Below are 26,615 nucleotides of genomic sequence, written 5' to 3' on the forward strand. Positions count from 1 at the left end.
GCGAGCCTATGCCGAGCATCCGACAGGGCTCACGGGCGGGCGCCGGCCCGCGGCATCCGACGCCCGGAATTGCACGTATCTTCGTACGGTGACCCACGAGCCCCAGCCGAGCGCGACGACGGATGCCGCGCTGCAGCGCCGTCGGTTCACGGGCGCCGCGACGCAGCTCGGCACCGAGGTGTCGATCAACTTCGGCTCCTCGCTCGCGGGCCTCGTGATTCCGGTGGTCGGATCGTTCGTGGTCGTCGCCGTGCGCCAGTTCGTGATGCTCGTCGTGGTGCTGCCGTTCTACCGCCCGAAGCGGGCCGAGCTCACCTGGTCGCGCCTGTGGCCGGCGCTTGCGCTCGGGGTCGTGCTCGCCGTCATGAACGTCGCATTCTACGAGTCGGTGCACCTGCTCGGGCTCGGTATCGCGGCGACGATCGAGTTCCTCGGGCCGCTCGCCCTCGCCCTCGCGACCTCGCGGCGCTGGCTCGACGTGGTGTGCGCCGTCGCGGCGGGTCTCGGCGTCGTGCTGCTCATCGGACCCGGCTCCTCGGATGCCGCGGCCATCGACCCCTGGGGTGTCGCGCTCGCGTTGACGGCGGCCGCGACCTGGGCGGCGTACATCCTGCTCACGCGCCGGGTCGCCGTCGGCCTGCCCGGACTCGAGGGCCTCACGGTCGCGAGCATCGTGAGCCTCGCGCTGCTCGTGCCGTTCGCGGTCGCGACCTTCGACCCGGCGGTCATCGACTGGGGCGTCGTGCTGCTGCTGCTCGGCGTCGGCGTGCTCTCGTCGGCGCTGCCGTACAGCCTCGACACGTTCATCCTGCGGCGCATCTCGCCCCGGCTCTACTCGATCATCACGAGCTTCGGCCCGGTGATCGCCGCGATCTTCGGCTGGCTCGTGCTCTCGGAGACGTTCTCGCTCGTCGAGGTGCTCGCGATCGCGATCGTCTGCGGCGCCGCGGGCACGGCCATCGCGACGCAGCGCGAGCGGGCGAAGTCCGACCTCGAGCAGACCGCCGAGGGCATGGTCTGACGCCGGGTCTGGCCGGGTCGGCGCGCGAGCCGGCCAGCCGGGCGGTTGCGCTGGTGGCCGGCGGCTGGTGGCCGGCGGATTGTGGTGGCGGCGACCGGTGGTGGCGTGTCGTTCGCGAACCCGGTACCGAAGTACCGGTCGGTACCGGGTTCGCGGATGCATCGGCCGTTCGGGTTCCTCGGCGGAGGCGTCTGATCGCGCGGTCGGTGCCGAAGTGCCATCCGGCACCGCGTCCGGGAGCGGCACACCGCGGCGCCCACCGTGTCAGTCGGTATGGGGTCTGCGGGCGCGGGTCTGCCGGCAATCGGGTCTGCGGGCACGAGTCTGCCGGCGATGGGGTCTGCGGGCCAGGGTCAGCCGGCGATCGGGTCAGCCGCGGGCGGCGTGCCGCCGGCTCACCCAGCGGTCGTACTCGGCCCACGGGTCGTCGATGCCGAGTGCGAGGGCCTCGATGTGCCGGTTGAGCGCCGGATGCCGCGCGAACCACTCCGTGCCCGCGAACCGATGCTCGGCGAACTGCGCGTGCCGGCGCTGTTCGACGCGGCGCCCGCCTGGCTCGAACGCGAGCACCTCCTCGTGCGGGATCACCGAGAGCCGCTGCCGCGGATTGGCCGACGTGCCGATCTTCACCTGCTCGCGGTGCCGCACGTAGTAGACCACCTCGACGCGCACGGGCATCAGCTCGGGGTCGGGCACCTCGCCCGCGGCCCACTCGCAGTCGGCGCAGAGCCAGCCAGACGGGTAGCGCACGCCCACGCGGCATCCGCACGCCCGGCACGGCGACGGTGCGAGATCGGTCACGCCGACGTCGGCGGCGACGCGGTCGTACGTCTCGAGCAGATGCGTCGTGCACAGTCCGAGGTCGGCACCGGGAGTGAGCCCTGGATCGAGGGCGCCGGATGCCGCGAGCCCGTCGTCGCCCGCCCCGTGCGCGGGTGCGGCGAGGGGCCGCCCGCACGGCACGCCCGACCTGTCGGTGAGCCGACAGGTCGGGCCCGAGGCATTCGCTCGCTGCATGCCCGAAGGCTACGCGGGACCGCCCACACCGACCGCCCACACCGACCGCCCACACCGACCGCGCCGGAGACACGTGGGCGACCCCGCGATAGGCTCGATCTCCGACGGTCGCAGGCGTTCGCGGCGTCGGGGCGGGCGTCGGGCAGGCGTCGGAAGCGAGGCGGGCGGCATGGCGTGGTGGAAGCGCAAACGGCGACGGTTCACCCCGTTCGACCGCAGCGCGCTGCCCGAGGCCGAACCGCTCACGTTCGACGAGACCTTCAACGAAGGGCTGCTCGTCGCCGAGGCGGCCGGGCGCATGGCGCTGAAGAACCGCATCATCGTGCGCGCGCTGCGCGGCGACGAGCCGTTCGACAGCGAGCGGGCGTCGGCCGAGGCTCGCGAGGTGCTGCGCGAGCTCATCCACGAGCTCGACCAGGTGGCCGAATGGGCCGAGACCGAGCGCGAGACCGCGGCCAAGCGCGAGGGCCGCTCGGCGCACCAGCACGACTACCACCGCGCCGACTCGTGGAACCTGCGCCTGCGCGAACGCATCAACGAGGCCGTGGCGCAGCGGCTGGGCGAGCTGCGCGGCGACTCCGAGTACCTCGCGCAGTTCGCCGAGCGCGCGCGCCAAGACGCCTGGGCCGAGCTCTCCGACGCGATCGAGCAGCGCCTCGCACGCGACTGGCCCGACATCGAGGTCGACGAGACGTACATCGCCGAGCGCGACGACCGCATGGCCGGGGTCGCCTCCGACCTGCTGCGCGACCTCGGCGAGGTGCGACAGCGGCGCGAGGAACGCGATGCGCTCGACGACGCCTTCGGGGGTTGGTAGGCGGCCCGCCGGTCGAGTGGCGCAGCGTATCGAGACCCTGCGCGGCAGCCGGCCGGTAGGCGCGCCGGCGCCGTATCGAGACCCTTGCGGGAGATGGTCTCGATTCGCTCCTGCGTCGCTCCTCGACCGGCGTTCGAGCGTGCAGCGCGGAGCGAGTCGCGCGCCGGCGAGCCCTGGTGACGCCCGGAAACGTCGAGTTCACCCTGACGTCATGTTGTAAATATGTCAGAACCTAGTAGCCTGTGATTCGGAGGTGCACAGGAGCGCCTCCGAGTTGGAAGGAAGCTCGGTGATCCGAACCGCGAACGCCCCCGTCAGCTATGGCGTCTTCGAATTGTCCCGACCCGAACTCGTGCCGTTGCCCGACGGCGAAGAGCTCGCCGCCTGGGTCGCAGAGGCCGGCTACGACGGCATCGACCTCGGCCCCGTCGGCCTGCTCGGCGATCGCGACACGCTGCCGCAGCGCCTGCAGGCCCACGGCCTCGGCCTCGCCGGCGGATGGTTCGACCTGCCGTTCGCGGGCGACGACGCGGCCTACGAGCAGGCGCTCGTCGGTCTCGCCCCCGCCCTCGACCTCTTCGCCGCGGCCGCAGCCGTCGCGCCCGACGTCGACCGGGCCGTCGCGCCGAAGCCGACGATCGCCGACTCCGGCTCGGCCGAGCGCAAGGCCCGGCCCGGTGGAGCGCCCGAGCTCGAGCTCGACGACGCGCGCTGGGCCGTGTTCGCCTCGCGCGTGCAGCAGGTCGCCGACCTCACGCGGCAGGCGGGCCTCGAGCCCACGTTCCACCACCACGCCTGCACCTACGTCGAGACGCCGCGCGAGATCGAGCGCCTGCTGGCCGACACCGACATCGGGCTCACGTTCGACACGGGGCACCTCCTCATCGGCGGCGGCGACCCGCTCACCGACTTCACCCGCTGGCAGGAGCGCGTCAACCACGTGCACCTGAAGGACGCCGACCGTTCGGTGCTCGCCGCGGCATCCGGCTCCGACGACCCGATGCGCGACGTGTGGGCCCGGCGCGTGTTCGTCGCGCTCGGCGACGGCGACCTCGACGTCGACCGCATCGTCGACCTCGTCGTCGCCTCGGGCTACGAGGGCTGGATCGTCGTCGAGCAGGACGTCATCCTGCAGGACGCCGACGACGTCGCACGCGCCCGCCGCGACCAGGTCGCCAACCGCGAGCGTCTGCGGCGGTGGTTCGCATGACCGGGTTCGACCCGCAGCCGTCCGCCGCGGCGACCGCCGACGCCGAGCAGCCCCGCGTGCGCATCGCCGTCATCGGCCTCGGCGCCATCAGCCAGAGCGTGCACCTGCCGCTCATCCGCCGCAACTCCGACCGCTTCGAGCTCACGGCCGTCGTCGACCTGTCGGCGTCCCGCGCCGGCGAGATCGCCGCGGCATCCGGACTCGGGGTGCAGGCGTTCGGGTCGATCGACGCGCTGCTCGAGGCCGTCGCCGCCGGCACGGTCGCGGTCGAGGGCGCGGTGCTCGCGACATCCGGATCGCATGCACCCGATGTCGCGAAGCTGCTCGCCGGCGGCCTGCGGGTGCTCGCCGAGAAGCCGCTCGCGTTCTCGCTCGCCGAGACCGCCGAACTGCACGAGCTCGCCGGCCGGCTGGGCATCGACCTGGCCGACTGGGTGCGCGTCGGCTACATGAAGGAGCACGACCGTGCGACCGCGGCCGCCAAGGCGCTGCTGGCCGACGTCGACCTGCGGGCCGTCACGGTCGAGGTGCTGCATCCGGCGGATGGCGCGCAGCTCGCGTTCGCGAACCTCATGACCCCGCCCGCCGACGTGCCCGCCGAGACCGTCGCGGCGCTCACCGCGGCGACCGACGAGCGCGTGCGGGCCGCCATCGGCGATGCCGCCGGCTCGCTGCCGAAGCTCTACACGAACGTGGTGCTCGGCTCGGTCGTGCACGACATCGGCCTGCTGCGCCACCTCGTGGGCGGCATCGGCACGGTCGAGCGCGCCCGCCACTCGGGCGCGGAGTTCCCTGGCTCGGTGAGCCTCGGCGGAACCCTCGCCGAGCACGACGACGTGCCCTGGTCGATCGAGTGGCACTTCATCCCGCGCTACCCCGAGTACCGCGAGACCGTCACCTTCCACCACGAGACCGGCTCGATCAGCCTCGTCTTCGCGGTGCCCTACGTGCTGAACGTCCCCACCGTGCTCACCGTCACCTCGAACGCCGAACCCCTCGGGTCGCAGCGCTCCGAGACGCGGTGGATGCAGGAGGAGGCGTTCGAGCAGGAACTCCGGTCGTTCGCGGCGCTCGTCGCCGGGCACCCGGAAGCAGGTCCCTCGGTCGACGAAGGGGCCGCCGACATCGTCGTCGGACAGCGGATGCTGCGTGCACTCGCCGACGCCGCCGGGTCGCCGCTCGACATCGGGTCCGAGGCTGCGGCCGAGGCCCCGGCCGGGCCTTCGTCGGCACCATCGCAGCACGATCACCGATAACGGATCCCGCGGCGAGGACGCCGCGGGGCGAGAAACAGAGAGGTCGAAGATGATCCACCACAGCAGGCGCTGGGGCGTCGCGGCAACCGTCGCGGTCGCCGCGGGCGCACTCGTGCTCAGCGGATGCTCCGCAGCCGAGCCCGACGAAGACGGCCCCGTCACCCTCACGATCACCGCGAACGCCATCACCGGCGGCAAGAACGCGGCCGAGGCGGACTGGATCACCGACTGGGTGATCCCCGAGTTCGAGGCCGCGAAGAAGGCCGACGGCCAAGACGTCACCGTCGAGTTCGAGCCGCAGGGCGTCGACGACGAGAACTACAAGACGAAGCTCTCCCTCGACCTGCAGTCGGGCGAGGGGGCGGACATCTTCGGCATGGACGGCATCTGGGTCGGCGAGTTCGCCGAGGCCGGGTACATCAAGCCGCTGAGCGAGGTCGGCGGCGATGCGGTCGACAGCTGGGACGGCTGGGACCAGATCCCCGAGGCCGTGCAGGCCGCGCTCTCGTTCGACGGCGACCGCTACGGCGTGCCGCAGGGCGCGGACGGCCGCGTGCTCTACTACAACAAGGGCCTCTTCGAGCAGGCCGGCCTCCCGGCCGACTGGCAGCCCGAGAGCTGGGACGACGTGCTCGACGCGTCGCGTGCGCTGAAGAAGCTCGACGGCGTGACGCCGATCCAGCTGAACGCCGGCACGGCGATGGGCGAGGCGACCACGATGCAGGGCCTGCTCCCGCTCCTCGTGGGCACCGGCGAGCAGGTGTACGAGGACGGCAAGTGGGTCGGCGACACCGACGGCCTGCGCGACGTGCTCGACCTCTACAACACGATCTACGTCGACGAGGGCCTCGGCGACGCCGTGCTGCAGCAGGAGGCGGCGGGTCGTGACACGTCGTTCCAGCTCTTCGCGGAGAACCAGATCGGCATCCTCCTCGAGGGCGACTACTTCTGGCGCAGCGTCATCAACCCGGCCGAGGGCGTCGGCACCGCGCCGATGGCCGACCGCGACGACGTCGTCGGCTACACGAAGATCCCGGCGATCGAGCCGGGCGACGGCATCAACGGCCAGGACTTCGTCTCGATGTCGGGCGGCACCGGCCGCGTGCTCAACCCGAACAGCGACCACCCCGAGCTCGCGTGGGAGCTGCTCGCGTTCATGAACTCCGCCGAGGCCTACGAGACGCGCAACGCGGACACGGTCTCGATCACCCCGCGCACCGACGTGAACGACCGGATCCTGGCATCCGACCCGATGCTCACATACGTGAGCGAAGAGGTGCTGCCGATCACGGCCTACCGTCCGCCGCTCGCCGCCTACCCGCAGGTCTCGACCGCCCTGCAGCAGGCGACCCTCGACGTCGTGTCGGGTTCGAGCGTCGACGACGCGATGGGCACCTACGTGGACTCGGTGAAGGACATCGTCGGAGACGACGCGGTGTCGGGCGACTGATGACCACGAGCACCACCACGCCGGCGGGGAGCACGACCGCTCCCCGCCGGCGGCGGGCCGACGACGTCGCCGGGCTCGGGCTCGCCCGGGCTGGCGTCTTCGTCGCCCCCGCGCTGATCATCATCGGTCTCTTCCTGCTGTTCCCGGCCGTCTGGACCATCTGGCTCGGCATGACCGACTACCGGCTCACCGGGCTGCAGGCGGCCTCGCCGTCGTTCGTCGGCCTCGACAACTACGTCGAGGCGCTCACCGACCCGTCGTTCTGGAACTCGCTCTGGCTGACGCTGATCTTCGTCGTCGCGTCGGGCATCATCGGGCAGACGTTCCTCGGCTTCGGCCTCGCCTTCGCCGTGCGCAACCTGCAGGGCTGGGCGAAAGGGCTCATGGAGGGCCTCGTGCTCGCGGCCTGGGTCATTCCGGCCTCGGTCGCCTCGTTCCTCTGGCTGGCGCTGCTCGATCGCCGATCGGGCACGGTGAACGAGCTGTTCGGCATCCAGGGCACGGCCTGGCTGATCGACCACCCGATGGAGGCGATCATCCTCTTCAACATCTGGGTGGGCACCGCCTTCTCGATGCAGTTGTTCTCGTCGGCGCTCAGCGCCGTGCCGCCATCGCAGCTCGAGAGCGCACGCATGGTCGGCGCGACCGGATGGCAGCAGCTGCGCGACGTGATCATCCCGAACATCAAGGGCCACATCCTCACGAACACCCTGCTGATCACGCTCTGGACGTTCAACACCTTCACGCCGTACCTCGTCACCGCGGGCGGCCCGAACGGGCGCACCGAGATCCTCTCGGTGTACATCTACAAGACCGCGATCCCGGGCGGCCAGCTCGGCCTCGGCGCCGCGATCTCGCTCATCATGCTGCTGATCAACCTCGTCATCGCGCTCGGCTACGTGCGCGTCTCGAGGGGAAGGAAGAAGGGATGACCACCACGGTCCGCGACGTGACGCGCAACACCAGCGTGCGCCACTACGTCTCGCGCGTCGTCTTCGCCGTGCTCATGACGCTCGTCGGGTTGGCCTTCGCCCTGCCCGTCGTGTGGCTCGTGCTGGCGCCGTTCGACTCCACGCCCACACTCTCGCTCGAGTGGCCCGACTGGACCCTCGCGAACTTCGCGATGCTCTTCGACAACCCGTACGCGATGCGCTCCATCGGCAACTCGCTGCTGCTCGGCGTGGGCACGATGGTCATCGTCGTCGTGCTCGGCGCGCTCGCCGCGTACGCGATGAGCCGCATCCGCATCCCGGGGCGCGACGGCATCCTCTACGGGCTGCTGCTGCTCTCCTCCATCGTCACCGGTACGGCGGCCATGGTGCCGACGTTCCAGATCATCACGCAGCTGAAGCTCATCAACTCGTATGCCGGCGTGATCCTGGTGCTCGCGGGCGGCATCCTGCCGACGGTCATCTTCATCCTCAAGGACTTCATGGACTCCATCCCGAAGTCCTACGAGGAGTCGGCCCGCCTCTACGGCGCCGGTCCGTTCCGCATCCTCCGCGACGTCGTCGTGCCGATCGCCAGGCCGGGCCTCGCGTTCATCTCGATCTGGACGATCGTGCAGGTGTGGAGCAACTTCCTGGTGCCGTTCATCCTGCTGCGAAGCCCCGACCTGCAGCCGGCCGCGGTGCTCATGTACACCTTCTACACCGAGAGCGGCCAGGCCGACCTGCGGCTCATCTCCACGTTCGCCCTGCTCTTCTCAGCCCCCGTCCTCATCATCTACTTCGTCGTGAACCGTCGGTACGGGTTCCGATTCCATGGAGGTATCAAGTCCTGATGGCCGGCATCACCGCCACTCAACTCGTCAAGGAATACCCGGGCGGCGTCCGCGGCGTCGACGAGGTCGACGTCGAGATCGTCGACGGCGAGTTCTTCGCGCTCCTCGGCCCGTCGGGCTGCGGCAAGACCACGCTGCTGCGTTCGATCGCGGGCCTCGAGGCGATCTCCTCGGGCAGGCTCACGATCGGCGACCGCGACATGACGAACGCCGAGCCCGGCGCCCGCGGCGTCGCGATGGTCTTCCAGGACTACGCGCTCTTCCCCCACATGGACGTGGGCGACAACATCGCCTACCCGCTCCGCATCCGTCATGTGAAGCGCGACGAACGACGTCAGACGGCGTCGGATGTCGCGGACGGGCTCTCGCTCCAGGGATTGATCGAGCGGCGACCCGGCCAGCTGTCGGGCGGCCAGCAGCAGCGCGTCGCGCTGGCCCGCGCGGTGGCGACCAGGCCCGACGTGCTGCTCCTCGACGAGCCGTTGTCGAACCTCGACGCCCGCCTGCGGCTCGAGGCGCGCACCTTCCTCAAGGAGCTGCAGCGCGACCTCGGCGTCACGACCGTGTTCGTCACCCACGACCAGGCCGAGGCGCTCGCGCTCGCCGACCGCATCGCGGTCATGAAGGCGGGCAAGCTGCAGCAGATCGGCACGCCGCGCGAGGTGTTCCAGCGCCCGAACAACACCTTCGTGGCCGGGTTCATCGGCTCGAACCCGATGAACCTGGTCGAGTCGACGGTCTCGAACGGGGCCGTGAGCATCGGCGGCACGGCCGTGCCCGTTCCGCCGGGCACCGCAGGACTCGTGCGCGAGGGGCAGACGGTGACCTGGGGCATCCGCCCCGAGTACCTGCGCTGGAGCACGACCGAGGAGCCGGGCGCGATCGCCGTCGAGGTGGGCGTGGTCGAGAACCTCGGCGCGAGCGTGCTGATCGTGGTGCACGCCGGCGACCACAAGTTCCAGGTGAGCGTGCCCGAAGACGACGAGCCGGCGCCCGGCGACCGTGGTTGGATCGTTCCGAACGCGGCGAAGACCCTCCTCTTCGACGCGGAGACGACGGAACGGATCGGCTGAGCCATGGCCACCACCCTGCGCCGCATCCCGGTGACGATCGACGTGCAGAACGAGCACCGATACCTGAACGTGCCGTTCGAGGTGCCGGAGGGCGCCGACTCGGTCGAGGTCGTCATCCGCTTCGACCCGACCGAGTCGGGCATCGACCTCGGCTGCGAGGGCGCCGACGCGTGGCGGGGGTGGTCGGGCGGCGCCCGCACAGAGTTCATCATCGCGGCCGACGACGCGACGCCGGGGTACCTGCCCGGCCGCCCAGAGGCGGGGGAGTGGAACGTCGTGCTCGGCCTGCATCGCGTGCCGGTGCAGGGCGTCGAGGTCGAGGTCGAGGTCAACGTGCCGGCCACCCGGCCGGTGCCGCCGGTTCCCGAGGCCGCACCCGTCACCCGGTCGGTGCGCGGCAGCGACCGCGGGCTGCCCGCCGAGCCGGGACTGACCTGGTTCGCGGGCGACTTCCACGGGCACACGATCCACTCCGACGGGCGCCTGCCGATCGGCGGACTGGCCGGCCTCGGCGTGGCATCCGGCCTGGACTTCATGGCCGTCACCGACCACAACACGACGAGTCATCACGCGCATCTCGCCGCCGAGGGGGCGAAGCAGGGCATCACGCTGCTGCCCGGCCAAGAGGTCACGACCCACCTCGGGCATGCGAACGCGTTCGGCGACATCGGCTGGATCGACTTCCGCCGACCCGCGCAGACCTGGGTCGACGAGGTCGAGCGCCGCGGCGGCACGCTGAGCATCAACCACCCGATCTCGGGCGACTGCTCGTGGGTGCACCGCCTCGAGCGGCGGCCCGCGGCGGTCGAGCTCTGGCACGCCACCTGGTACCTCGACCTCATCTCGACGGCGCCGTTCTCGTGGTTCCGCACCTGGCCGCAGGGCGCGACGCTGCTCGGCGGCAGCGACGTGCACATGCTCGAGGAGCCGCAGCGGCCCGGAACGCCGACCACCTGGGTCGCGGCGACGGATGCCTCGGCCGAGGCGATCCTCGAGGGCGTGCGCGCCGGGCGCACGGCCATCACGGGCAGCGGCCACTACGACGGCAGCGTGCTGATGCCCGAGCTCATGCGTGCGCCCGCGCTCGTACGGCTCGGCGACGAGGTCGTCGCGGTCGACGCCGAGGGCCTCGTGCTCGTCGACGGCGCCGGGGCTCGTCGTCGGGTGCGTTCGGCGCGCGAGTCGTTCGCCGCCGACCCCGCCGAGGGGCCGTTCCACCTCGTGCTCGCCGATCGGCGCATCATGGCGCTCTGCGCGTAGCCGCGGAGGGCCGCCGCGCCGCCGCCACGGCCATTGCGCCCGATGCGCCCGCGAGGCCGGCCCCGCGGCATCCGCTCAGCTCTTCTCCCACCCGGCGTCCACGCCGAACCTCGATCCACCTGGAGTGAACATGGACACCCCCGACGAACTCGTCATCGTGCCGCACACGCACTGGGACCGCGAGTGGTACGAACCGCACGACGTGTTCCGCCTGCGGCTCGTGCACATGCTCGACCGCCTGCTCGACACGCTCGAGGCGAACCCCGGCTACCGGTTCACGCTCGACGGTCAGGCCGCGGCGGTCGACGACTACCTCGAGATCCGGCCCGAGCAGCGCGAACGCGTCGTCGCCGCGATCGAGCGCGGGCAGCTCGCCGTGGGGCCGTTCCTGATCCTCCTCGACGAGTTCCTCTGCGACGGTGAGACGATCGTGCGCAACCTCGAGCTCGGCCTGCAGTCGACCCGTCGCCTCGGGCCCGAGATGCGCGTGGGGTACCTGCCCGACATGTTCGGCCACGCCGCCCAGATGCCGCAGCTGCTGCGCGGCTTCGGGCTGCGCGACGCAGCGCTGTGGCGCGGAGTGCCCGCGCGCATCGATCGGCACGCGTTCGCCTGGCGCTCGCCCGACGGGTCGACCGTGCGCACCGAGTACCTGCTCGACGGATACGGCAACGCGCTCGACCTGTTCGCGCTGCCCGGCCAGCTCGAGTCGCTCGTCGCCGAGTACGGCGAGTCGATCGCGGGCTGGTACGGCGCCGACCCGATCCTCGGCATGCTCGGCACCGACCACAGCGCACCGCCCGCGGACCTCATGACCACGGTCGCAGAAGCCAATGCGGGTGCCGGCATGGGCGCCATCGAGCTCGCCGTCGACACCATCGAGGGCTACGTGCGACGCGTCGCACCCGAGTGGGCGGCGGGCGACGACGCCGCGCTCGCCGGCATCCCGGCCGTCGACGGCGAACTGCGTTCGCACGCCCGCGGCAACCTGCTGCCGGGCGTCTTCTCCATTCGCACCAACCTCAAGCAGGCGATGTCCGACGCCGAGTGCCGCCTCGGGGCGGCCGAGCGCCTCGACGCCGCGTTCGGGGTCGACGACCACCGCGCCTTCTTCGACACCGCCTGGTACCGCCTCGTCGAGAGCACCGCGCACGACTCCGTGACCGGATGCGGCGTCGACGCCACCGCCGACGAGGTCGAGGGTCGGCTCGCGACCGCGGCCCATGTCGCGCGCGGCGTCGTGCTGCGCACCATGGAACGTCTCGCCGCCGCTGCCCCGCCCGAGCGGCATGTCGTCGCCAACCCGACCGGGTTCGCGCGGCGCGCGCATGTCGAGGTTCGCGTGCACGACCCCGAGAACCTCGAGCTCGGCAGCGGCGTGCAGTTGCTCGGCGCGCTGCCCGAGGTGCTCGGCGACGAGACGATGCGCACCGGCGAGCTGCGCAAGCTGCTGGCCCGCATCCACGGCCGGGAGCTCTTCGGCCAGCTCATCAACGCGTGGGAGTTCACCGACGAGGGCGTGCGGTTCGACGTCGCCGAGGCACCCGTGGGCGACTTCGACCTCGCGGCGTTCGTCGAGGAGCTCGAGCGGCGCATCGCCTCCGACCCGTCGGGCGAGCGAAGCTGGCGCGTGCAGATCATCGCCCTGCCCCGGCGTACCGCCGTCATCGGCGTGCAGGTCGGAGGCATGGGGGTCGCCGAGCTGGATCCGGCGACGGCGACGGCGACGGATGACGCGGTGCTGGCCTCGGGCCGCACCCTCTCCAACGCGCAGCTGACCGCGACGGTCGACGCGCACGGCTCGGTACGCATCGAGGCCGCCGACGGCACCGTGCTCGAGGATGCGCTGCGGCTCGTCGACGAGGGCGACCGCGGCGACTCCTACAACTACGGTCCGGTCGACCCCGCGACGGCGGTCACCGACCCGGTCGCGGTCGAGGTGTCCGTGCTCGAGGCCGGCCCGATCCGCGGGCGGCTCCTCGTGCGCCGCCGTTACGCCGTGCCCGCCGCACTCGACCTGCTCGACCCCGACCGCCGGGGCGCGGCATCCGTCGACCTCACGGTCGACACCGTGCTCGAGCTGCGCGAGGGCGAGCCGATCCTGCGGGTCGACGTCGACTTCGTGAACACCGCGGCCGACCACCGGCTGCGCGTGCTCGTGCCGACCGCCGCGCGCGACCTGGCCGGGTCCTCGGCCGCCGGCCAGTACGCCGTCACCGAGCGCGGCCGCAGCGGCGAGGGCGGCCACGGCGAGTTCCCGCTGCCCACCTACCCCGTCGCCCGTTTCGTGCACGCCGGGCGTGCGTCCGTGCTCGTCACGAAGCACTCGGAGTACGAGGTCGTCGGCGACGAGGCATCCGGCGTCGACGCCATCGCACTCACCCTCGTGCGCTCGGTCGGCATGATGAGCGTCAACGTGCATCCGCTGCGCGACGAGCCGGCCGGTGCCGAGTTCCCGGTGCCGGGCGCGCAGTACCTCGGCACGCGCGTGCGCACCTCGTTCGCGGTGCTCCCGTCGGCCTCGGGTTGGGCCGAAGCGGATGCCGCGCGCTGGGCCGAACTCGTGCGCGTCGAGCCCGAGGTGGTGCGCGGCACGCGCGGCGGGCCCACCGTCGTGGGCGGCGTCGCGGGCGCCGGCGGTGCCGCGGGGGCGGGCGCCGAGCTCCCGGACGAACCGCTGCTCGAGGTCGGCGGCGACGTCGTGCTCGAGTCGCTGCGCACGGTGGCGGATGCCTCGGGCTCGACCTCGTCGGTGCTCGAGGCGCGGTTCGTCAACTACCGGCACGAGCCGCAACGGCTTCGCGCCGCGGCATCCGGAGTCTGGGATCGCACCGACCTCACGGGAGCGCTGCTCGAGGAGGACGTCGACCTCACGACCTACGTCATGGGTGCGGCGCGCATCGAGACCTTCCGCCGACGCGCCGGCGCGGGGGCGGGCACGGGGTCCGGCGACACCCCCGATCTCGGGTGAGCCGCGAGGCCGACCGAACGTCTACTGTCAGAACAACCGAACAACTGGAGTACGCATGGCCCAGCTTCCGGAGCAGAAGCTCCCCGTCGAGCTGTTCCTCGACCTCGACCGCTCCGGTCCCGTGCCGCTGTACTACCAGATCGCGAGCCGGCTCGAACAGGCGATCCGCGATCAGACGCTGCCGGCGGGCGCACGCCTCGAGAACGAGGTGGCGCTCGCCGCGCGGCTGGGGCTCTCGCGGCCGACGATCCGGCGCGCCATCCAGGACCTCGTCGACCAGGGCCTGCTCGTGCGCCGCCGCGGCATCGGCACGCAGGTCGTGCACGGGCGGGTCACGCGCAACGTCGAGCTGACGAGCCTCTATGAAGACCTCGAGCGGCTCGGCCAGAAGCCAGAGACGCGCGTGCTCGCGGTCGCGGTCGCCGGGGCCGACGAGCGCGCCGCCGAGGCGCTCGGCGTCGAGCTCGGCGCCCGCGTGCTGCACATCCAGCGCCTGCGCAGCGCCGACGGGGTGCCGCTCGCGATCCTCGACAACGTGCTGCCCGAGGCGTTCATCGACCTCGAGCGCGAGGCCCTCGACAAGCACGGGCTGTACCAGCTGCTGCGCGCGCGGGGCGTGACGATGCGCGTCGCGAAGCAGCGCATCGGCGCCCGCGCGGCGACCACGCACGAGGCCGGGCTGCTCGACCTCTCGCGCGGCGCCCCGGTGCTCACCATGACGCGCACCGCGTTCGACAACTCGGGCGCCGCGGTCGAGTTCGGGCAGCACTGCTACCGCCCCGACCGCTACTCGTTCGAGGTCACGCTCGTCGATCGCTGAGTCGTCACGGGTCCGCCGGTCGAGACGGCAAGCGTCGTGGGCGACCGAGTCGTGGATCGGGAGGAGTCTCGGCTGTCTCACCGGCTGAAGGTGGGTGTGTCGCGCCTGGAACTCGGTGCCGAAGTGCCGAAGTGCCGAAGTGCCGCGGCTTCTCGGAGGGAGCACAGGCCCCGGCGGCTCCTCCTGCCGGGTGATTCGAGGTGCGATGACGCATCGCTCGAGCCAGAGCAGCGCTCGAGCCAGAGCATCGCTCGAGCCAGAGCAGCGCTCGCGACGCCGTTGCTCGTGACGACGGGCAGGTGCGCTCAGAGCAGCGGGCGCTGTCGCTGTCGCTGCTGCTCCCAGGTCGCGCGCGCGTCGCGCACCGAGGCCACGTCGGACACCTCGGCGACGGGCACGTCCCACCAGCCGCCGCCGTCGGGGCCGCCGAGCAGCGGGTCGCTCTCGATGTGGATCAGGGTCGTGGCATCCGACGCCTTGGCCTTCGCCATCGCGGCCGTGAGGTCGGCGATCGCGTCGGGACCGGGAGCGACCTCGATGACGTCGACGCCGTAGCTTCGGGCGTTCGCGGCGAGGTCGACCGGCAGCACGTCGCCGCCCTGGAAGTTGCGGGCGCCGGCATCGTACGCGCGGTACTTCGTGCCGAACCGGTCGCTGCCCACGGACTCCGAGAGGTTGCCGATCGACGCGTAGCCGTGGTTCTGCACGAGCACGACGATGAGCTTCTGGCGCTCGGCCACCGCCGTCACGAGCTCGGTGTGCAGCATCAGGTACGAGCCGTCGCCGACCATGACGATGACGTCGCGGTCGGGCGCAGCCCGGCGCACGCCGAGGCCACCGGCGATCTCGTAGCCCATGCACGAGAACGCGTATTCCACGTGGTACCCGAGCGGATCGCGCACGCGCCACAGGCGGTGCAGGTCGCCCGGCAGTGAGCCCGCGGCCTGCACGACGACGTCGCGCGGGTCGCTCGCGGCCTGCACGGCGCCGATGATCTCGGCCTGGGCGGGGCGATCGCGGTGCGACGGCACGAACGCCGCGTCGACCGCGGCATCCCACTCGGCCTTCTCGGCCAGGATGCGCGCACCGCGCCCGTCGCCGACGAAGTAGCCCTCGAGGGCGTCTGCGAGCGCGTCGATGCCCGCCCGCGCGTCGGCGACGATCGGCAGCTGCGTGCCGTGCTTGTAGGCATCGAACGCGGCGACGTTCAGGTTCACGAACGCGACATCCGGATGCTGGAACGCCGTGCGGCTCGCGGTCGTGAAGTCGCTGTAGCGGGTGCCGATGCCGATGACGAGGTCGGCCTCTGCCGCGATGCGGTTCGCCGCGGTCGTGCCGGTCGCGCCGACGCCGCCGAGGTAGGCGGGGTGGTCCCACGGCAGCGAGCCGCCGCCCGCCTGCGTCGTGCCCACCGGGATGCCGGTCGCGTCGACGAGACGCCGCAGCGATTCCTCGGCGCCCGAGTAGAGCACGCCGCCGCCCGCGACGATGAACGGCGCCTTCGCCGCACGGATCGCGGCGACCGCGCGCTCGAGCGGCCCGGGCTCCGGCAGCGGCCGGCGCACATGCCAGTCGCGGTCGGCGAGGAAGGCGAGCGGCACGTCGACGGCCTCGGCCTGCACGTCCTCGGGGAGGGCGATCGTGACGGCGCCCGTCTCGACGGGGTCGGTGAGCACCCGCATCGCGGCGAGGGCGATCGAGAAGAGCTGCTCCGGCCGCTCGACCCGGTCGAAGAACCGCGACAACGGGCGGAACGCGTCGGTCACCTGCAGGCTCATGTCGTGCGGCAGCTCGAGCTGCTGCAGCACGGGGTCGGCCACGCGCGTGGCGAACGTGTCGCTCGGCAGCAGCAGCGCGGGCAGCCGGTTGCTCGTCGCGAGCGCGGCCCCGGTCAGCATGTTCGCCGCGCCGGGGCCCACGGATGCCGCGCAGGCGAACGTCGCCCGACGGCGGCGCATGCGGGCGTAGCCCACCGCCTGGTGCACCATCGCCTGCTCGTTGCGCGCCTGGTGGTACGGCATGAGGTCGGGGTCCTCGGCGTTGGCCGCCATGAGCGCCTCGCCGATGCCGGCGACGTTGCCGTGGCCGAAGATGCCGAGCACGCCGGGGATCGTGCGCTCGCGCACATCGCCGTCGACCGTGTACTGGTGGGCGAGGAACTCGATCAGGGCCTGGCCGACGGTCATGCGCTTCGTGGTCACTGGTGCCGTCCTTCGTTCGCTTCGGTCGGTGTGCTCGGTGTGCTCGGTGTGCTCGGTGTGCTCGGTGTGTTCGTGCCGGTCGTGGCGCGCGCTGCGGTTGCGCCGGTTGGCGTGCCCGCCTCGCCCGCGTAGGGAAGCCGCGGATCGACGGGCTCGTCGGCCCAGGCGTCGCGCACCCATGCATGCGCCGGCTCGTCGGTGATGCGCCAGACGCGCTCGCCCGGGCCCGCCATGACGTTGAGGTAGTAGAGGTCGTAGCCGGGAGGCGCGGCCGCGGGCCCGTGGTATCCGCCCGGGATCAGCGCGACGTCGCCCGAGCGCACGCGTGCGTCGACCGCGATCTCGGTGACGTTCGAGGACGCCGCGGTGAACAGGCCGAACGGGTCGGAGGCGGGGTCGGCGGCGCGAGCGGCGTCGGCCGGCGTCGGCCCTGAGGCATCCGCTTGCTCGGATGCTCGCCGGCTCGAGGCATCCGCTCGCTCGGACGCGACCTCGAAGTAGTAGATCTCCTCGAGCTGCGACTCGTGGCCGGGGATCTCCTCGTCGTGCTTGTGCGGCGGGTAGGACGACCAGTTGCCGGCGGGCGTGATGACCTCGCAGACGATGAGCCGTTCGGCGTCGAGCACGGCCGGGGTGCCGAGGTCGTGCACCTGGCGGCTGGCGCGTCCGCGTCCGCGCAGTTCGACGGGGGCGTCCGTTCGGGCGAGGTGCCGCACCCGTCCGGGCCTCGTCGAGGGGGCCTCGGCGACGGCGACTCGTCCGGTGCCGCGAATCGTGGCGGCGACGCCGGCCGGAACGTAGAGGGTGTCGGTCGGGCCGTCGAACACCGAGGCGCGGCCGGCGAGCTCGAACTCCTCGACGCCGTCGACGGCGCCGCCGCTGACCCGCACGCGGAAGGAGCCGGCGAGCGGCACGATCTGGCGCTCGACCTGGCCGGCGCGCAACTCGAGGGCGTCGTCGCCGCTGCCCCCGGTGCCCGCGAGCTCGGCGACCCGCAGCCCCGTGTGCTGCCAGCCGGGCAGCCGGTCGTCGACCACGAGCTCCCAGTCGTCGCGGGCGAGGCTGCCACGGGGGTGGAACCAGTCGCCGGCCGTGCCGTCGGAAGATCGGGAGGGGATCACGGATGCTCCTTCGAATCGTGATGGTGCCTGATCGGCGTCGGTCGGGGCGGCGGGCCGCGGGGCCGCACCGGACCTCGCGGCCTCGCCCTAGGTGCGGTGCACGAGCGCTGCGGCGGTGTCGACGGCGCCGGCCACGTCCCCGTCGGCAGGGTAGAGCAGCGAGCGGCCGACGACCAGTCCGCGCACGCCCGGCAGTTCCAGTGCCTGCTGCCAGCCCGCGAACGTGGCCTCGGCGTCTTCGCTGCGCTCGCCGCCGAGGAGCAGCGTCGGCAGGGTCGTGGCCGCCATGACGCGTTCCATCTCGGCGACGACGGGCAGCTTCATCCACGTGTAGGCGCTGCTGCTGCCGAGGCCCGCCGCGATCGCCATCGAGGCGATCACGGCGTCGGGCGTGAGGTCGTTCACGACCACGCCGCCCCGCCGGGTGCTCATGAACGGCTCGATCATGATCGGCACGCCGGCGTGCGCGGCATCCGTCACGGCTGCGGAGGTCGCGGCGATCGTGTCGGCGGTCGCGGGATCCTGCAGGTCGATGCGCAGCAGGGTCTTCGCGAAGTCGAGGCGGTCGCGCACGATGCCGGGCACGTCGTAGGCGGTGAACCGATCGTCGATCTCGAAGCGCGATCCGCGCAGGCCCCCGCGGTTCATCGAGCCGACGGCGACCTTGCCGTCGAGCGCGCCGAGCAGCGCGAGGTCGTCGATGATGTCGGGGGTTCCGAGCACGCCGTCGACGCCCGGCCGGCTGAGCGCGAGGGCGAGCCGATCGAGCAGGCCGTAGCGGTCGGCCATCGCGCCGGGGTCGTCGCCGACGCCGAGGGCGCCGCGTGCGGGGTGGTCGGCGGCCAGGATGAACAGGCGTCCGTTGTCGCCGAGCACGGGGCGGCGGATGCGTGCGGCATGCGCGTCGGCGATCGACGAAGGGGTGCCGGCGCGCAGGTCGCGCAGCTCGGCGAACCTCGCCGGCTCGATGAAGCCGGGCCGGGCGTCAGGCGCGGACACCGGATGCCTCGTGCTCGTCGCCGCCGGAAACGTCGGTCGGTGCCGGCCCCGCATGCGTCGCGAGGCCGCGCTCGTCGAGCAGCCGGTCGACCTCGCCGCTCGTCGGCATCGCCGTGGAGCACTCGCGCCTCGTGGCGACGATCGCGCCCGCGGCGTTGGCGAACGCGAGGATGCGTTCGAGCGGCCACCCGGCGAGCAGCCCGTGGCAGAGCGCACCGCCGAAGCCGTCGCCGGCGCCGAGCCCGTTGACCACGTCGACCGGGATCGGCGGCGCCTCGACGACCTGGTCGCGGGTCTTCGCGAGCACGCCGTCTGGACCGCGTTTCACGATGGCCAGCTCGACGCCGCGGGCGAGCAGTGCGTCGGCTGCCCGGTGCGGGTCGGTCTCGCCGACCGCGATCTCGCACTCCTCGCGGTTGCCGACGGCGACGGTGACCTGCTCGAGCGCGCGGGCGACCTCGCGCGTCGCATGCTCGGGGGAGTCCCAGAACATCGCCCGGTAGTCGAGGTCGAGCACGGTGTGCCGGCGCCGACCCCTGGCGGCCCAGGCGGCGTGGTGCGCGGCCCGGCTCGGCTCCTGGCTGAGGCCGGTCACGGTCGACCAGTAGACGCCGGCGTCGCGGATCGCCTCGAGCGGCAGGCTCTCGACCGTGATCTCGAGGTCGGGGGCCTTCGGGCTGCGGTAGAACGTGATCGGGAAGTCGTCGGGCGGGAAGATCTCGCAGAACGTGATCGGCGTCTGCAGGTGGTCGACCGTGCCGACGAACACGGGGTCGACGCCGAGTTCGGCGAGCCCCCGGCGGATGTATCTGCCGAAGGCGTCATCGCCGGTGCGCGTGATGACGGCGCTGCGTCGGCCGTGCCGCGCGGCGGCGATCGCGACGTTCGTGGCGCTGCCGCCGATGGACTTGCTGAACGTCTCGACGTCTTCGAGGTGCGTCTCGTCCTGCAGCGGGTACAGGTCGACGCCGACCCTGCCGATGGTGAGCACGTGCAGTGGTGCTGAGGTGGTCATACGCCGGTGTACAACCTTTCTGCAGAGATGGGGCGGTGGTCTGGCCAGTCTACACAGAATGTCCTTACAAAGTATCGCCAGGTGTCAGACCGGCCAGCCGTCGACGCCGCGACTCGGCCGAGCCCGCGGCATCCGCCCGCCTCAGGCGGCGCTCACTCGCCCGACGGATGCGCCCCGGCCCGGTCGATGACCCACGCGTACGCGAAGGCCCGCTCGCGCCAGGCCGCATACCGCCCCGAGACGCCGCCGTGCCCGGCCGCCATCTCGATCTTCAGCAGCGGGTCGGCGCCGGCGTCGCGGAGCTTCGCGACCCACTTGGCGGGCTCCACGTAGAGCACGCGCGTGTCGTTGAGCGAGGTGACCGCGAGGATCGGCGGGTAGTGCGCGCCGCCGTGGGCGCTGTCGTGCACGTTCTCGATGGGGGAGTACGACTTCATGTAGTGGTACACCTCTTCATCGTCGAGCGGGTTGCCCCACTCGTCCCACTCGATGACCGTGAGCGGCAGCGACGGGTCGAGGATCGAGGTCAGCGGGTCCACGAACGGCACCTCGGCGAGGATGCCCGAGAAGTACTTCGGGGCGAGGTTCGCGACGGCCCCCATGAGCAGCCCCCCGGCGCTACCGCCTTGCGCGACGAGCCGATCGGGCGCCGTGATCTCCTCCTCGACCAGGTGCTTCGCCGCCGCCACGAAGTCGGTGAACGTGTTGCGCTTCTCGAGCTTCTTGCCGTGCTCGTACCAGAGCCGGCCCATCTCGCCGCCGCCGCGCACATGCGCGATCGCGAAGACCATGCCGCGGTCGAGCAGCGAGAGGCGGGGGATTCCGAAGCCGGGATCCATGGATGCCTCGTACGAGCCGTATCCGTAGAGCAGCGTCGGCGCGGGCTCGCCGAGGTTCACGAGGTCGTGGCGGTAGACGAGCGAGATCGGGATGCGCGTGCCGTCCTTCGCCGTCGCCCACTCGCGGCGCTGCGCGTAGCGGGTCGCGTCGTAGTCGCCGAGCACGGGCTGGCGCTTGCGCAGTCGGCGCTCACCGGTGGCGACGACGAGGTCGAACACGGTCGACGGCGTGACGAAGCTCGTGAAGCCGAGGCGCAGCATGGGCTGCTCCCACGCCGGGTTTCCGCGCAGCCCGACGGTGAAGAGCTGCTCGTCGAACTCGAGCTCGTGCAGGGTGTCGTCTGGCGTGGCATCGGCGGGGATGCCGGCCGGCGGCAGCTTCGCGATCGCGACCCGCGACAACCCCTCTCGCCGGTACTCGAGCGCCACGAAGTCGCGGAACGCGTCGACGCCCTCGATGCGCACCTGCTCGCTGTGCGGCAGCAGCATGCGGCGCGGCCCTTGGGGGTCGGATGCCGCGACGCTGACGAAGCTCGAAGTTCACGGCGCCGTCGTTGTGCACGATCAGCAGGCGATCCTTGCCGCCGGCGACGACGTGTTCGACGTCGTACTCGACGCCCTCCTTGCGCGGCCAGACGATGCGGGGCTCGCCCGTGGGGTCGTCGGCGTCGAGCAGGCGGGTCTCGCTCGTGATGTTCGAGCCCGCCTCGATGACGAGGTAACGGCGGCTGCGCGTGAGGCCGACGCCGAGCCAGTACCGCTCGTCGGGCTCATGCAGCACCTTCACGTCGGCGGATGCCTCGGTGCCGACCTCGTGCCGCCAGACGGTGTCGGGGCGCCACGACTCGTCGACCGTCGTGTAGAACACGTACCGGCCCGACGGGTCGAAGATCGCCCCGCCGCCGGTGCCCTCGATGACGTCGTCGATCGTTCGCTCGCCGTCGTCGAGCGCACGGAAGCGGAGCGTGTAGCGCTCGTCGCCCTCGACGTCGACGCCGTAGAGCAGGGTCGCGCCGTCGGCGGTCACGTCGAAGCTGCCGAGCGAGTAGAACTCGTGCCCCTCGGCCTCGACGTTGTCGTCGAGCAGCACCTGCTCGCCGGGCAGCGTCGTGCTCGTGGCATCCGCTCGCCCCTCGTCGAGCTCGCCGCGTTCGGCGGCCGGGGCGTCGAGCACCGGCGGTTCCCAGTCGTCGGGGCCGGCGATGGGCGCCCGGCAGTGGATGCCGTACTCCTGGCCCTCGACCGTGCGTGAGTAGTACCACCAGTCGCCCTCGCGCGTGGGCACCGAGAGGTCGGTCTCCTTCGTGCGGGCCTTGATCTCCTCGAAGAGCTGCTCCTGCAGCAGCGCGAGGTGCTCGGTGCGCGCATTCGTGTACGCGTTCTCCTCGTGCAGGTGGGCGATCACCTCCGGGTCGTCCTTCGCGCGCAGCCACTCGTAGTCGTCGACGACCGCGTCGCCGTGGTGCGTGCGTTCGATGGGCCGCTTCGGAGTCTTCGGAGGAGTCAGCACACCCCCACGCTACGCGCTGGCCCTCCCGTGCTCACGTGCCCTTTTCAGGAACTTCTTGGTCGGTGGGCGCTTTCTGGGCCGAATTCTCCTGAGAAGCGGGTGGTGGGTGTGTTCCTGAAAAACGCGAAGAGGGCGGGCGATTTGCGTGGGGCGGCGGCGGGAGTAAGGTTAGCCTTCGCTAATCCCCACGCTCGTTCCGCAGGAGACACCCGTGCTCGCCACCTACCTGATCGGCCTCCGCGAAGGCCTCGAAGCGGGGCTCATCGTCGGCATCCTCGTGGCCTACCTCGCCAAGCTCGGGCGCCGCGACCTGCTCGGGCGCCTCTGGCTCGGCATCGGGCTGGCGATCCTGGTGGCGCTCGGCGTCGGCGCCGCGCTCACCTGGGGCCCGTACGCGATGACCTTCCAGGCGCAGGAGATCCTCGGCGGCGCGCTCTCGATCGTCGCCGTCGCCATGGTCACCTGGATGACGTTCTGGATGGGCTCGCACGGCGCGAGCCTCTCGAGAGAACTGCGCAGCCAAGTGGATGCCGCGGTGGATCGCTCGTGGTTCGCGCTGGTGCTGCTCGGCGCGATCTCGGTCGGGCGCGAGGGCATCGAGACCGCGCTCTTCGTCTGGGCGAACGCCGCCGGAGGCCGCGACCCCGTGTTCGCCACGCTCGGCGCCGTGCTCGGCATCCTCACGGCCGTGGTCATCTCGTGGGGCATCTCGCGCGGACTCGTGCGCTTCAACCTCGGGCGCTTCTTCACCTGGACCGGACTGTTCCTCATCATCGTCGCCGCGGGGGTGCTCGCCTACGGCATCGGCGACCTGCAGGAGGCCGGCGTGATCCCGGGCTGGGGCACCGACGCCTACAGCCTCGTCGCCGTGATCTCGCCCGGCAGCTGGTACGCGACCGTGCTCGCCGGCATCTTCAACTTCTCGCCCGAGCCGACCTGGGCGCAGGTCATCGGCTGGGTCGCGTACGTCGCGATCACGGTGCCGCTCTACCTGCTCATGCTGCGTCGCCGTGCTCGCGCGAGGGCGTCTCGCGCGCAGGCATCCGCAACGACCCCGGCGGTGACGGATGCCGCGGGGCCCGTGCCCGACGTCGCGGCATCCGCCCCCGCCACGGCCACCGATCCCGCACCAACCCTCACCGGAAACCAGGAGCACCCATGACCAGACGCGTCCTCGCGGCATCCGCTGCCGCAGCCGTCTTCGCGCTCGCCCTCTCGGGCTGCGTCGCGAAGGCCGACCTCGCCGAAGCCATCGCCGTCGACATCACCGACGACGCCTGCGCCGTCGCGACCGACACCACGAACGCGGGCGCCGTGACGTTCAGCCTCGCGAACAACGGCACCGACGTGAACGAGTTCGAGATCCTCGCCGACGACCAGCTGCGCATCGTGGGCGAGAAGGAGAACATCACGCCGGGGCAGGAGATCGACTTCGTCGCCCAGCTCGAGCCCGGCGACTACTACACGGCGTGCAAGTTCCAGCAGGTCGGTGCGCCCGTCGGGCTCGCCGCGTTCACCGTCACGGGCGAGGCGTCCGAGGTCTCGGCCGACGAGCAGGAGCTCAGCGACCAGGCCGTGACCGAGTACCTCGCCTACGTGCGCTCGCAGGTCTCCGAGCTGCTCCCCGCCGTGCAGGAACTCGCCGATGCGTATGCCGCAGGCGACGACGACACCGCGCGCGAGCTGTTCGCGACGACCCGCGTGCCCTATGAGCGCATTGAGCCGACGGCCGAGGCGTTCGGCGACCTCGACCCGAAGATCGACTTCCGCGAGGTCGACGCCGTGGCCGACGGCATCGACTGGACCGGCTTCCACCGCATCGAGAAGGACCTCTGGCCGCCGGCGCCCGGCGACCTGAACTCCGACGGCCAGGACGCGTTCCTCGACTGGGCCCCCTCGACGCCCGAGGAGCGCCAGGCGTTCGCCGACGGCCTCGTCGCCGACGTCACCGAGCTGCACGGCCTCGTGACCGATGCCTCCTTCACCGTCTCGCTCGCCGACATCTCGAACGGCGCCATCGGCCTGCTCGACGAGGTCGCCGCAGGCAAGATCACCGGTGAGGAGGACTGGTGGTCGGGCACCGATCTCTACGACTTCCAGGCCAACGTGCAGGGCGCCTACGTGGCGTTCGGCGCGGTGCGCGCGCTGGCCGAGTCGAAGGGCGACGAGGGCACCGCGCTCGCGGCCGAGATCGACGACCAGTTCACGGCGCTCGACGAGCTGCTCGCGACGTACGGCTCGCTCGACGAGGGCTTCGTGAACTACGCCGAGCTCACCGACGCCGACAAGAAGGCGCTGAGCGACCAGGTCAACGCCCTCGCCGAGCCGCTCTCGCAGCTGACGAGCACTATCCTCGGGGTCTGATGACCGAGTCGCCTCGCCGTACGTTTCCGTTCGCGCCGTCGGTTTCCGCACCAACGGAGACCAGCGGCGCGAACGGAAACGTCGGCGAGGCGTCCGGCGCCGAGAGCGACGGGACCGCCGCGCGGGTGAGCCGCCGTCAGCTGCTCGGGCTGTTCGGCGCGGGTGCCGCGGGGGCAGCCGTGGGTGCGGCGGCCGGTGCGGGCGTCGCGCTCGCCGTCACCGGGGCGGATGCCTCGCACGCAGGCGGCTCCGCGGCATCCGCCTACCCGTTCTTCGGCGAGCACCAGGCGGGCATCGTGACGCCCGCCCAGGACCGCCTGCACTTCGCCGCGTTCGACGTGTCGGCCACGCTCGACCGCGAGGGCCTCATCGGTCTGCTGACCGACTGGACCGCGGCTGCGGCCCGGCTGACGCAGGGGCTCGAGGTCGAGGACGGCGGCGCGGTCGGCGGCTCCGACTACGCGCCGCCCGCCGACACCGGCGAGGCGCTGGGCCTGCCCGCGAGCGGGCTCACGATCACGTTCGGCTTCGGTCCGACCCTCTTCTCCGATGTCGACGGCGTGGACCGCTTCGGCATCGCCGACCGTCGTCCGGCGGGGCTCGCGGCGCTGCCGAGATTCCAGGGCGATGCGCTGCAGCCCGAGCGCACGGGCGGCGACCTCGCCATCCAGGCCTGCGCCGACGACCCGCAGGTCGCCGTGCACGCCATCCGCAACCTCAGCCGCATCGCGTTCGGGCGCGCGAGCCTGCGCTGGTCGCAGCTCGGCTTCGGCCGCACCTCGTCGACGTCGACGACGCAGACGACCCCCCGCAACCTCTTCGGCTTCAAGGACGGCACGGCCAACATCAAGGCCGAGGAGACGCGCGACGTCTCCGAGCAGGTGTGGGTCGCGGCATCCGACGAACCGTCCTGGCTCGCGGGCGGCTCGTACCTCGTGGCCCGGCGCATCCGCATGGTCATCGAGAACTGGGACCGCGTGCAGCTCGGCGAGCAGGAGTCGCTCGTCGGCCGCGCGAAGGGCTCGGGCGCGCCGCTCTCGGGCGGCACCGAGTTCACCGAGCCCGACTTCGAGGCCACGGGCCCGACCGGGGCGCCCCTCATCGCTCCCGCAGCGCATGTGCATCTCGCGCATCCCGACGTCAACGGCGGCGTGCGGATGCTGCGCCGGGGCTACAACTTCGTCGACGGCAACGACGAGCTCGGGCGCCTCGACGCCGGGCTGTTCTTCATCTCGTTCCAGCGCTCGCCCGAGCAGTTCATCACCGTGCAGCGCTCACTCGCCGCCGACGGCCTGAACGAGTACCTCAAGCACGTCGGCTCGGCGGTCTTCGCGGTGCCCGGCGGCATCCGCACGGGCGAGTTCGTCGGTCAGGCGCTCTTCGCCTGATCGCATCGGATGTCGAGCGCCGGTCGCGTTCAGTCGGATCCGGCGCCGGTGCTCCGGAGGGCGCGCACGAGGGCCCGGATGCCCTGGGTGAGCGCGCGCAGGTCGTCGAGCTCGAGCGCATCGAGGGGCATGTGCGAGAGCTCGGGCCGGGCGGCGAGCATGCGCTGCACGGTGTCCCGGCCGGTCCTCGTCGCGGTGACGCGACGCACGCGCTGGTCTCTCGGATCGAGGGCCCGTTCGATCATGTGCTGGGATTCGAGCCGGTCGACGATGCCCGACATCGTGGCGAGGGAGACGCCGATGGTCCGCGCGAGGCCCTGCACGGTGCTGCCGTCGGGCTCCGTCATCAGGATCGCCAGCACCTTGAACTGCTGCATCGTGAGGTTCAGCGACAGCATCGGCTCGATGTGGCCCGGTATGTAGGCGGTCTCCATGTCGTCTTGGAGCGCGGTCAGTTCGCCGAGCAGCTGCTCGCGTTCCGCCCGCTCGTCGTTGTCCAC

20 protein-coding genes and 1 pseudogene are annotated in these 26,615 nt (G+C 71.8%); 14 read left to right on the plus strand and 7 right to left on the minus strand.

Annotation, left to right across the window (positions count from 1 at the left end; all coding sequences use genetic code 11):
• Positions 1–88: 88 nt before the first annotated feature.
• Positions 89–1,021 carry an EamA family transporter gene (locus AC3IPY_RS00455; RefSeq protein ID WP_489186033.1) on the plus strand — a complete coding sequence of 311 codons (933 nt, stop codon included), beginning with the start codon at positions 89–91 and terminating at the stop codon, positions 1,019–1,021.
• Between the two features lie 369 nt (positions 1,022–1,390).
• Here AC3IPY_RS00455 and AC3IPY_RS00460 read toward each other — a convergent pair whose 3' ends face one another.
• Complete coding sequence (locus tag AC3IPY_RS00460; protein WP_489186034.1) at positions 1,391–2,038, minus strand: GIY-YIG nuclease family protein; 648 nt, start codon at positions 2,036–2,038, stop codon at positions 1,391–1,393.
• Positions 2,039–2,207: 169 nt separating this feature from the next.
• On the opposite strand from AC3IPY_RS00460, the gene AC3IPY_RS00465 reads away from it, so the two are divergent.
• The 10 genes from AC3IPY_RS00465 to AC3IPY_RS00510 all read left to right on the plus strand — a co-directional run bounded on the left by AC3IPY_RS00465 (position 2,208) and on the right by AC3IPY_RS00510 (position 14,678).
• The gene (locus AC3IPY_RS00465; protein ID WP_489186035.1) at positions 2,208–2,855 is read left to right on the plus strand and encodes a hypothetical protein; all 648 of its coding nucleotides are present in this window, start codon (positions 2,208–2,210) and stop codon (positions 2,853–2,855) included.
• A 289-nt stretch (positions 2,856–3,144) separates the two neighbouring features.
• The gene (locus tag AC3IPY_RS00470) at positions 3,145–4,065 is read left to right on the plus strand and encodes a TIM barrel protein (RefSeq protein WP_489186036.1); all 921 of its coding nucleotides are present in this window, start codon (positions 3,145–3,147) and stop codon (positions 4,063–4,065) included.
• Positions 4,062–5,321: a Gfo/Idh/MocA family protein gene (locus AC3IPY_RS00475; RefSeq protein ID WP_489186037.1), complete on the plus strand. Its 1,260-nt coding sequence runs from the start codon at positions 4,062–4,064 to the stop codon at positions 5,319–5,321. Before AC3IPY_RS00470 ends, AC3IPY_RS00475 begins: the two co-directional genes overlap by 4 nt.
• Positions 5,322–5,370: 49 nt before the next feature.
• Positions 5,371–6,771: an extracellular solute-binding protein gene (locus tag AC3IPY_RS00480; RefSeq protein WP_489186038.1), complete on the plus strand. Its 1,401-nt coding sequence runs from the start codon at positions 5,371–5,373 to the stop codon at positions 6,769–6,771.
• Positions 6,771–7,703, plus strand: coding sequence for a carbohydrate ABC transporter permease (locus AC3IPY_RS00485; protein WP_489186039.1), 933 nt, complete (start codon positions 6,771–6,773; stop codon positions 7,701–7,703). Before AC3IPY_RS00480 ends, AC3IPY_RS00485 begins: the two co-directional genes overlap by 1 nt.
• Positions 7,700–8,554 carry a carbohydrate ABC transporter permease gene (locus AC3IPY_RS00490; protein ID WP_489186040.1) on the plus strand — a complete coding sequence of 285 codons (855 nt, stop codon included), beginning with the start codon at positions 7,700–7,702 and terminating at the stop codon, positions 8,552–8,554. The genes AC3IPY_RS00485 and AC3IPY_RS00490 overlap by 4 nt, the downstream gene beginning before the upstream one ends.
• On the plus strand, positions 8,554–9,627 hold the full coding sequence (locus AC3IPY_RS00495) for an ABC transporter ATP-binding protein (protein ID WP_489186041.1): 1,074 nt from the start codon (positions 8,554–8,556) through the stop codon (positions 9,625–9,627). Before AC3IPY_RS00490 ends, AC3IPY_RS00495 begins: the two co-directional genes overlap by 1 nt.
• Before the next feature lie 3 nt (positions 9,628–9,630).
• Positions 9,631–10,887: a CehA/McbA family metallohydrolase gene (locus AC3IPY_RS00500; RefSeq protein WP_489186042.1), complete on the plus strand. Its 1,257-nt coding sequence runs from the start codon at positions 9,631–9,633 to the stop codon at positions 10,885–10,887.
• A gap of 130 nt (positions 10,888–11,017) precedes the next feature.
• The gene (locus AC3IPY_RS00505) at positions 11,018–13,858 is read left to right on the plus strand and encodes a glycoside hydrolase family 38 N-terminal domain-containing protein (RefSeq protein WP_489186043.1); all 2,841 of its coding nucleotides are present in this window, start codon (positions 11,018–11,020) and stop codon (positions 13,856–13,858) included.
• Positions 13,859–13,913: 55 nt separating this feature from the next.
• Positions 13,914–14,678 carry a GntR family transcriptional regulator gene (locus AC3IPY_RS00510; RefSeq protein ID WP_489186044.1) on the plus strand — a complete coding sequence of 255 codons (765 nt, stop codon included), beginning with the start codon at positions 13,914–13,916 and terminating at the stop codon, positions 14,676–14,678.
• Between the two features lie 305 nt (positions 14,679–14,983).
• Here AC3IPY_RS00510 and iolD read toward each other — a convergent pair whose 3' ends face one another.
• The 5 genes and pseudogenes from iolD to AC3IPY_RS00535 form a co-directional block, all read right to left on the minus strand.
• Positions 14,984–16,864: a 3D-(3,5/4)-trihydroxycyclohexane-1,2-dione acylhydrolase (decyclizing) gene (gene iolD, locus AC3IPY_RS00515; RefSeq protein ID WP_489188390.1), complete on the minus strand. Its 1,881-nt coding sequence runs from the start codon at positions 16,862–16,864 to the stop codon at positions 14,984–14,986.
• A gap of 11 nt (positions 16,865–16,875) precedes the next feature.
• Positions 16,876–18,000 (minus strand): 5-deoxy-glucuronate isomerase, encoded by a 1,125-nt coding sequence (iolB, locus tag AC3IPY_RS00520; protein ID WP_489186045.1) that lies wholly within the window; start codon positions 17,998–18,000, stop codon positions 16,876–16,878.
• 87 nt (positions 18,001–18,087) lie between these two features.
• Positions 18,088–18,999, minus strand: a complete 912-nt coding sequence (locus tag AC3IPY_RS00525) for a class I fructose-bisphosphate aldolase (RefSeq protein ID WP_489186046.1) — start codon at positions 18,997–18,999, stop codon at positions 18,088–18,090.
• Complete coding sequence (gene iolC / locus AC3IPY_RS00530) at positions 18,986–20,014, minus strand: 5-dehydro-2-deoxygluconokinase (protein WP_489186047.1); 1,029 nt, start codon at positions 20,012–20,014, stop codon at positions 18,986–18,988. Before iolC ends, AC3IPY_RS00525 begins: the two co-directional genes overlap by 14 nt.
• Before the next feature lie 152 nt (positions 20,015–20,166).
• Positions 20,167–22,363: pseudogene (locus AC3IPY_RS00535) on the minus strand (S9 family peptidase).
• A gap of 211 nt (positions 22,364–22,574) precedes the next feature.
• Between AC3IPY_RS00535 and efeU the strand changes: the two are divergent.
• The 3 genes from efeU to efeB are packed head-to-tail and all read left to right on the plus strand — an operon-like array spanning position 22,575 to position 26,115.
• Entirely contained in the window at positions 22,575–23,525 is a 951-nt protein-coding gene (gene efeU, locus AC3IPY_RS00540; RefSeq protein WP_489186048.1) for an iron uptake transporter permease EfeU, read from the plus strand.
• Positions 23,522–24,727 carry an iron uptake system protein EfeO gene (efeO, locus tag AC3IPY_RS00545; RefSeq protein WP_489186049.1) on the plus strand — a complete coding sequence of 402 codons (1,206 nt, stop codon included), beginning with the start codon at positions 23,522–23,524 and terminating at the stop codon, positions 24,725–24,727. Before efeU ends, efeO begins: the two co-directional genes overlap by 4 nt.
• Positions 24,727–26,115: an iron uptake transporter deferrochelatase/peroxidase subunit gene (gene efeB / locus AC3IPY_RS00550; RefSeq protein ID WP_489186050.1), complete on the plus strand. Its 1,389-nt coding sequence runs from the start codon at positions 24,727–24,729 to the stop codon at positions 26,113–26,115. The genes efeO and efeB overlap by 1 nt, the downstream gene beginning before the upstream one ends.
• Positions 26,116–26,144: 29 nt before the next feature.
• On the opposite strand, the gene AC3IPY_RS00555 is transcribed toward efeB, so the two are convergent.
• Positions 26,145–26,615 carry a MarR family winged helix-turn-helix transcriptional regulator gene (locus AC3IPY_RS00555; RefSeq protein WP_489186051.1) on the minus strand — a complete coding sequence of 157 codons (471 nt, stop codon included), beginning with the start codon at positions 26,613–26,615 and terminating at the stop codon, positions 26,145–26,147.

The sequence above is a fragment of the Agromyces sp. GL_144 genome (assembly GCF_057834305.1).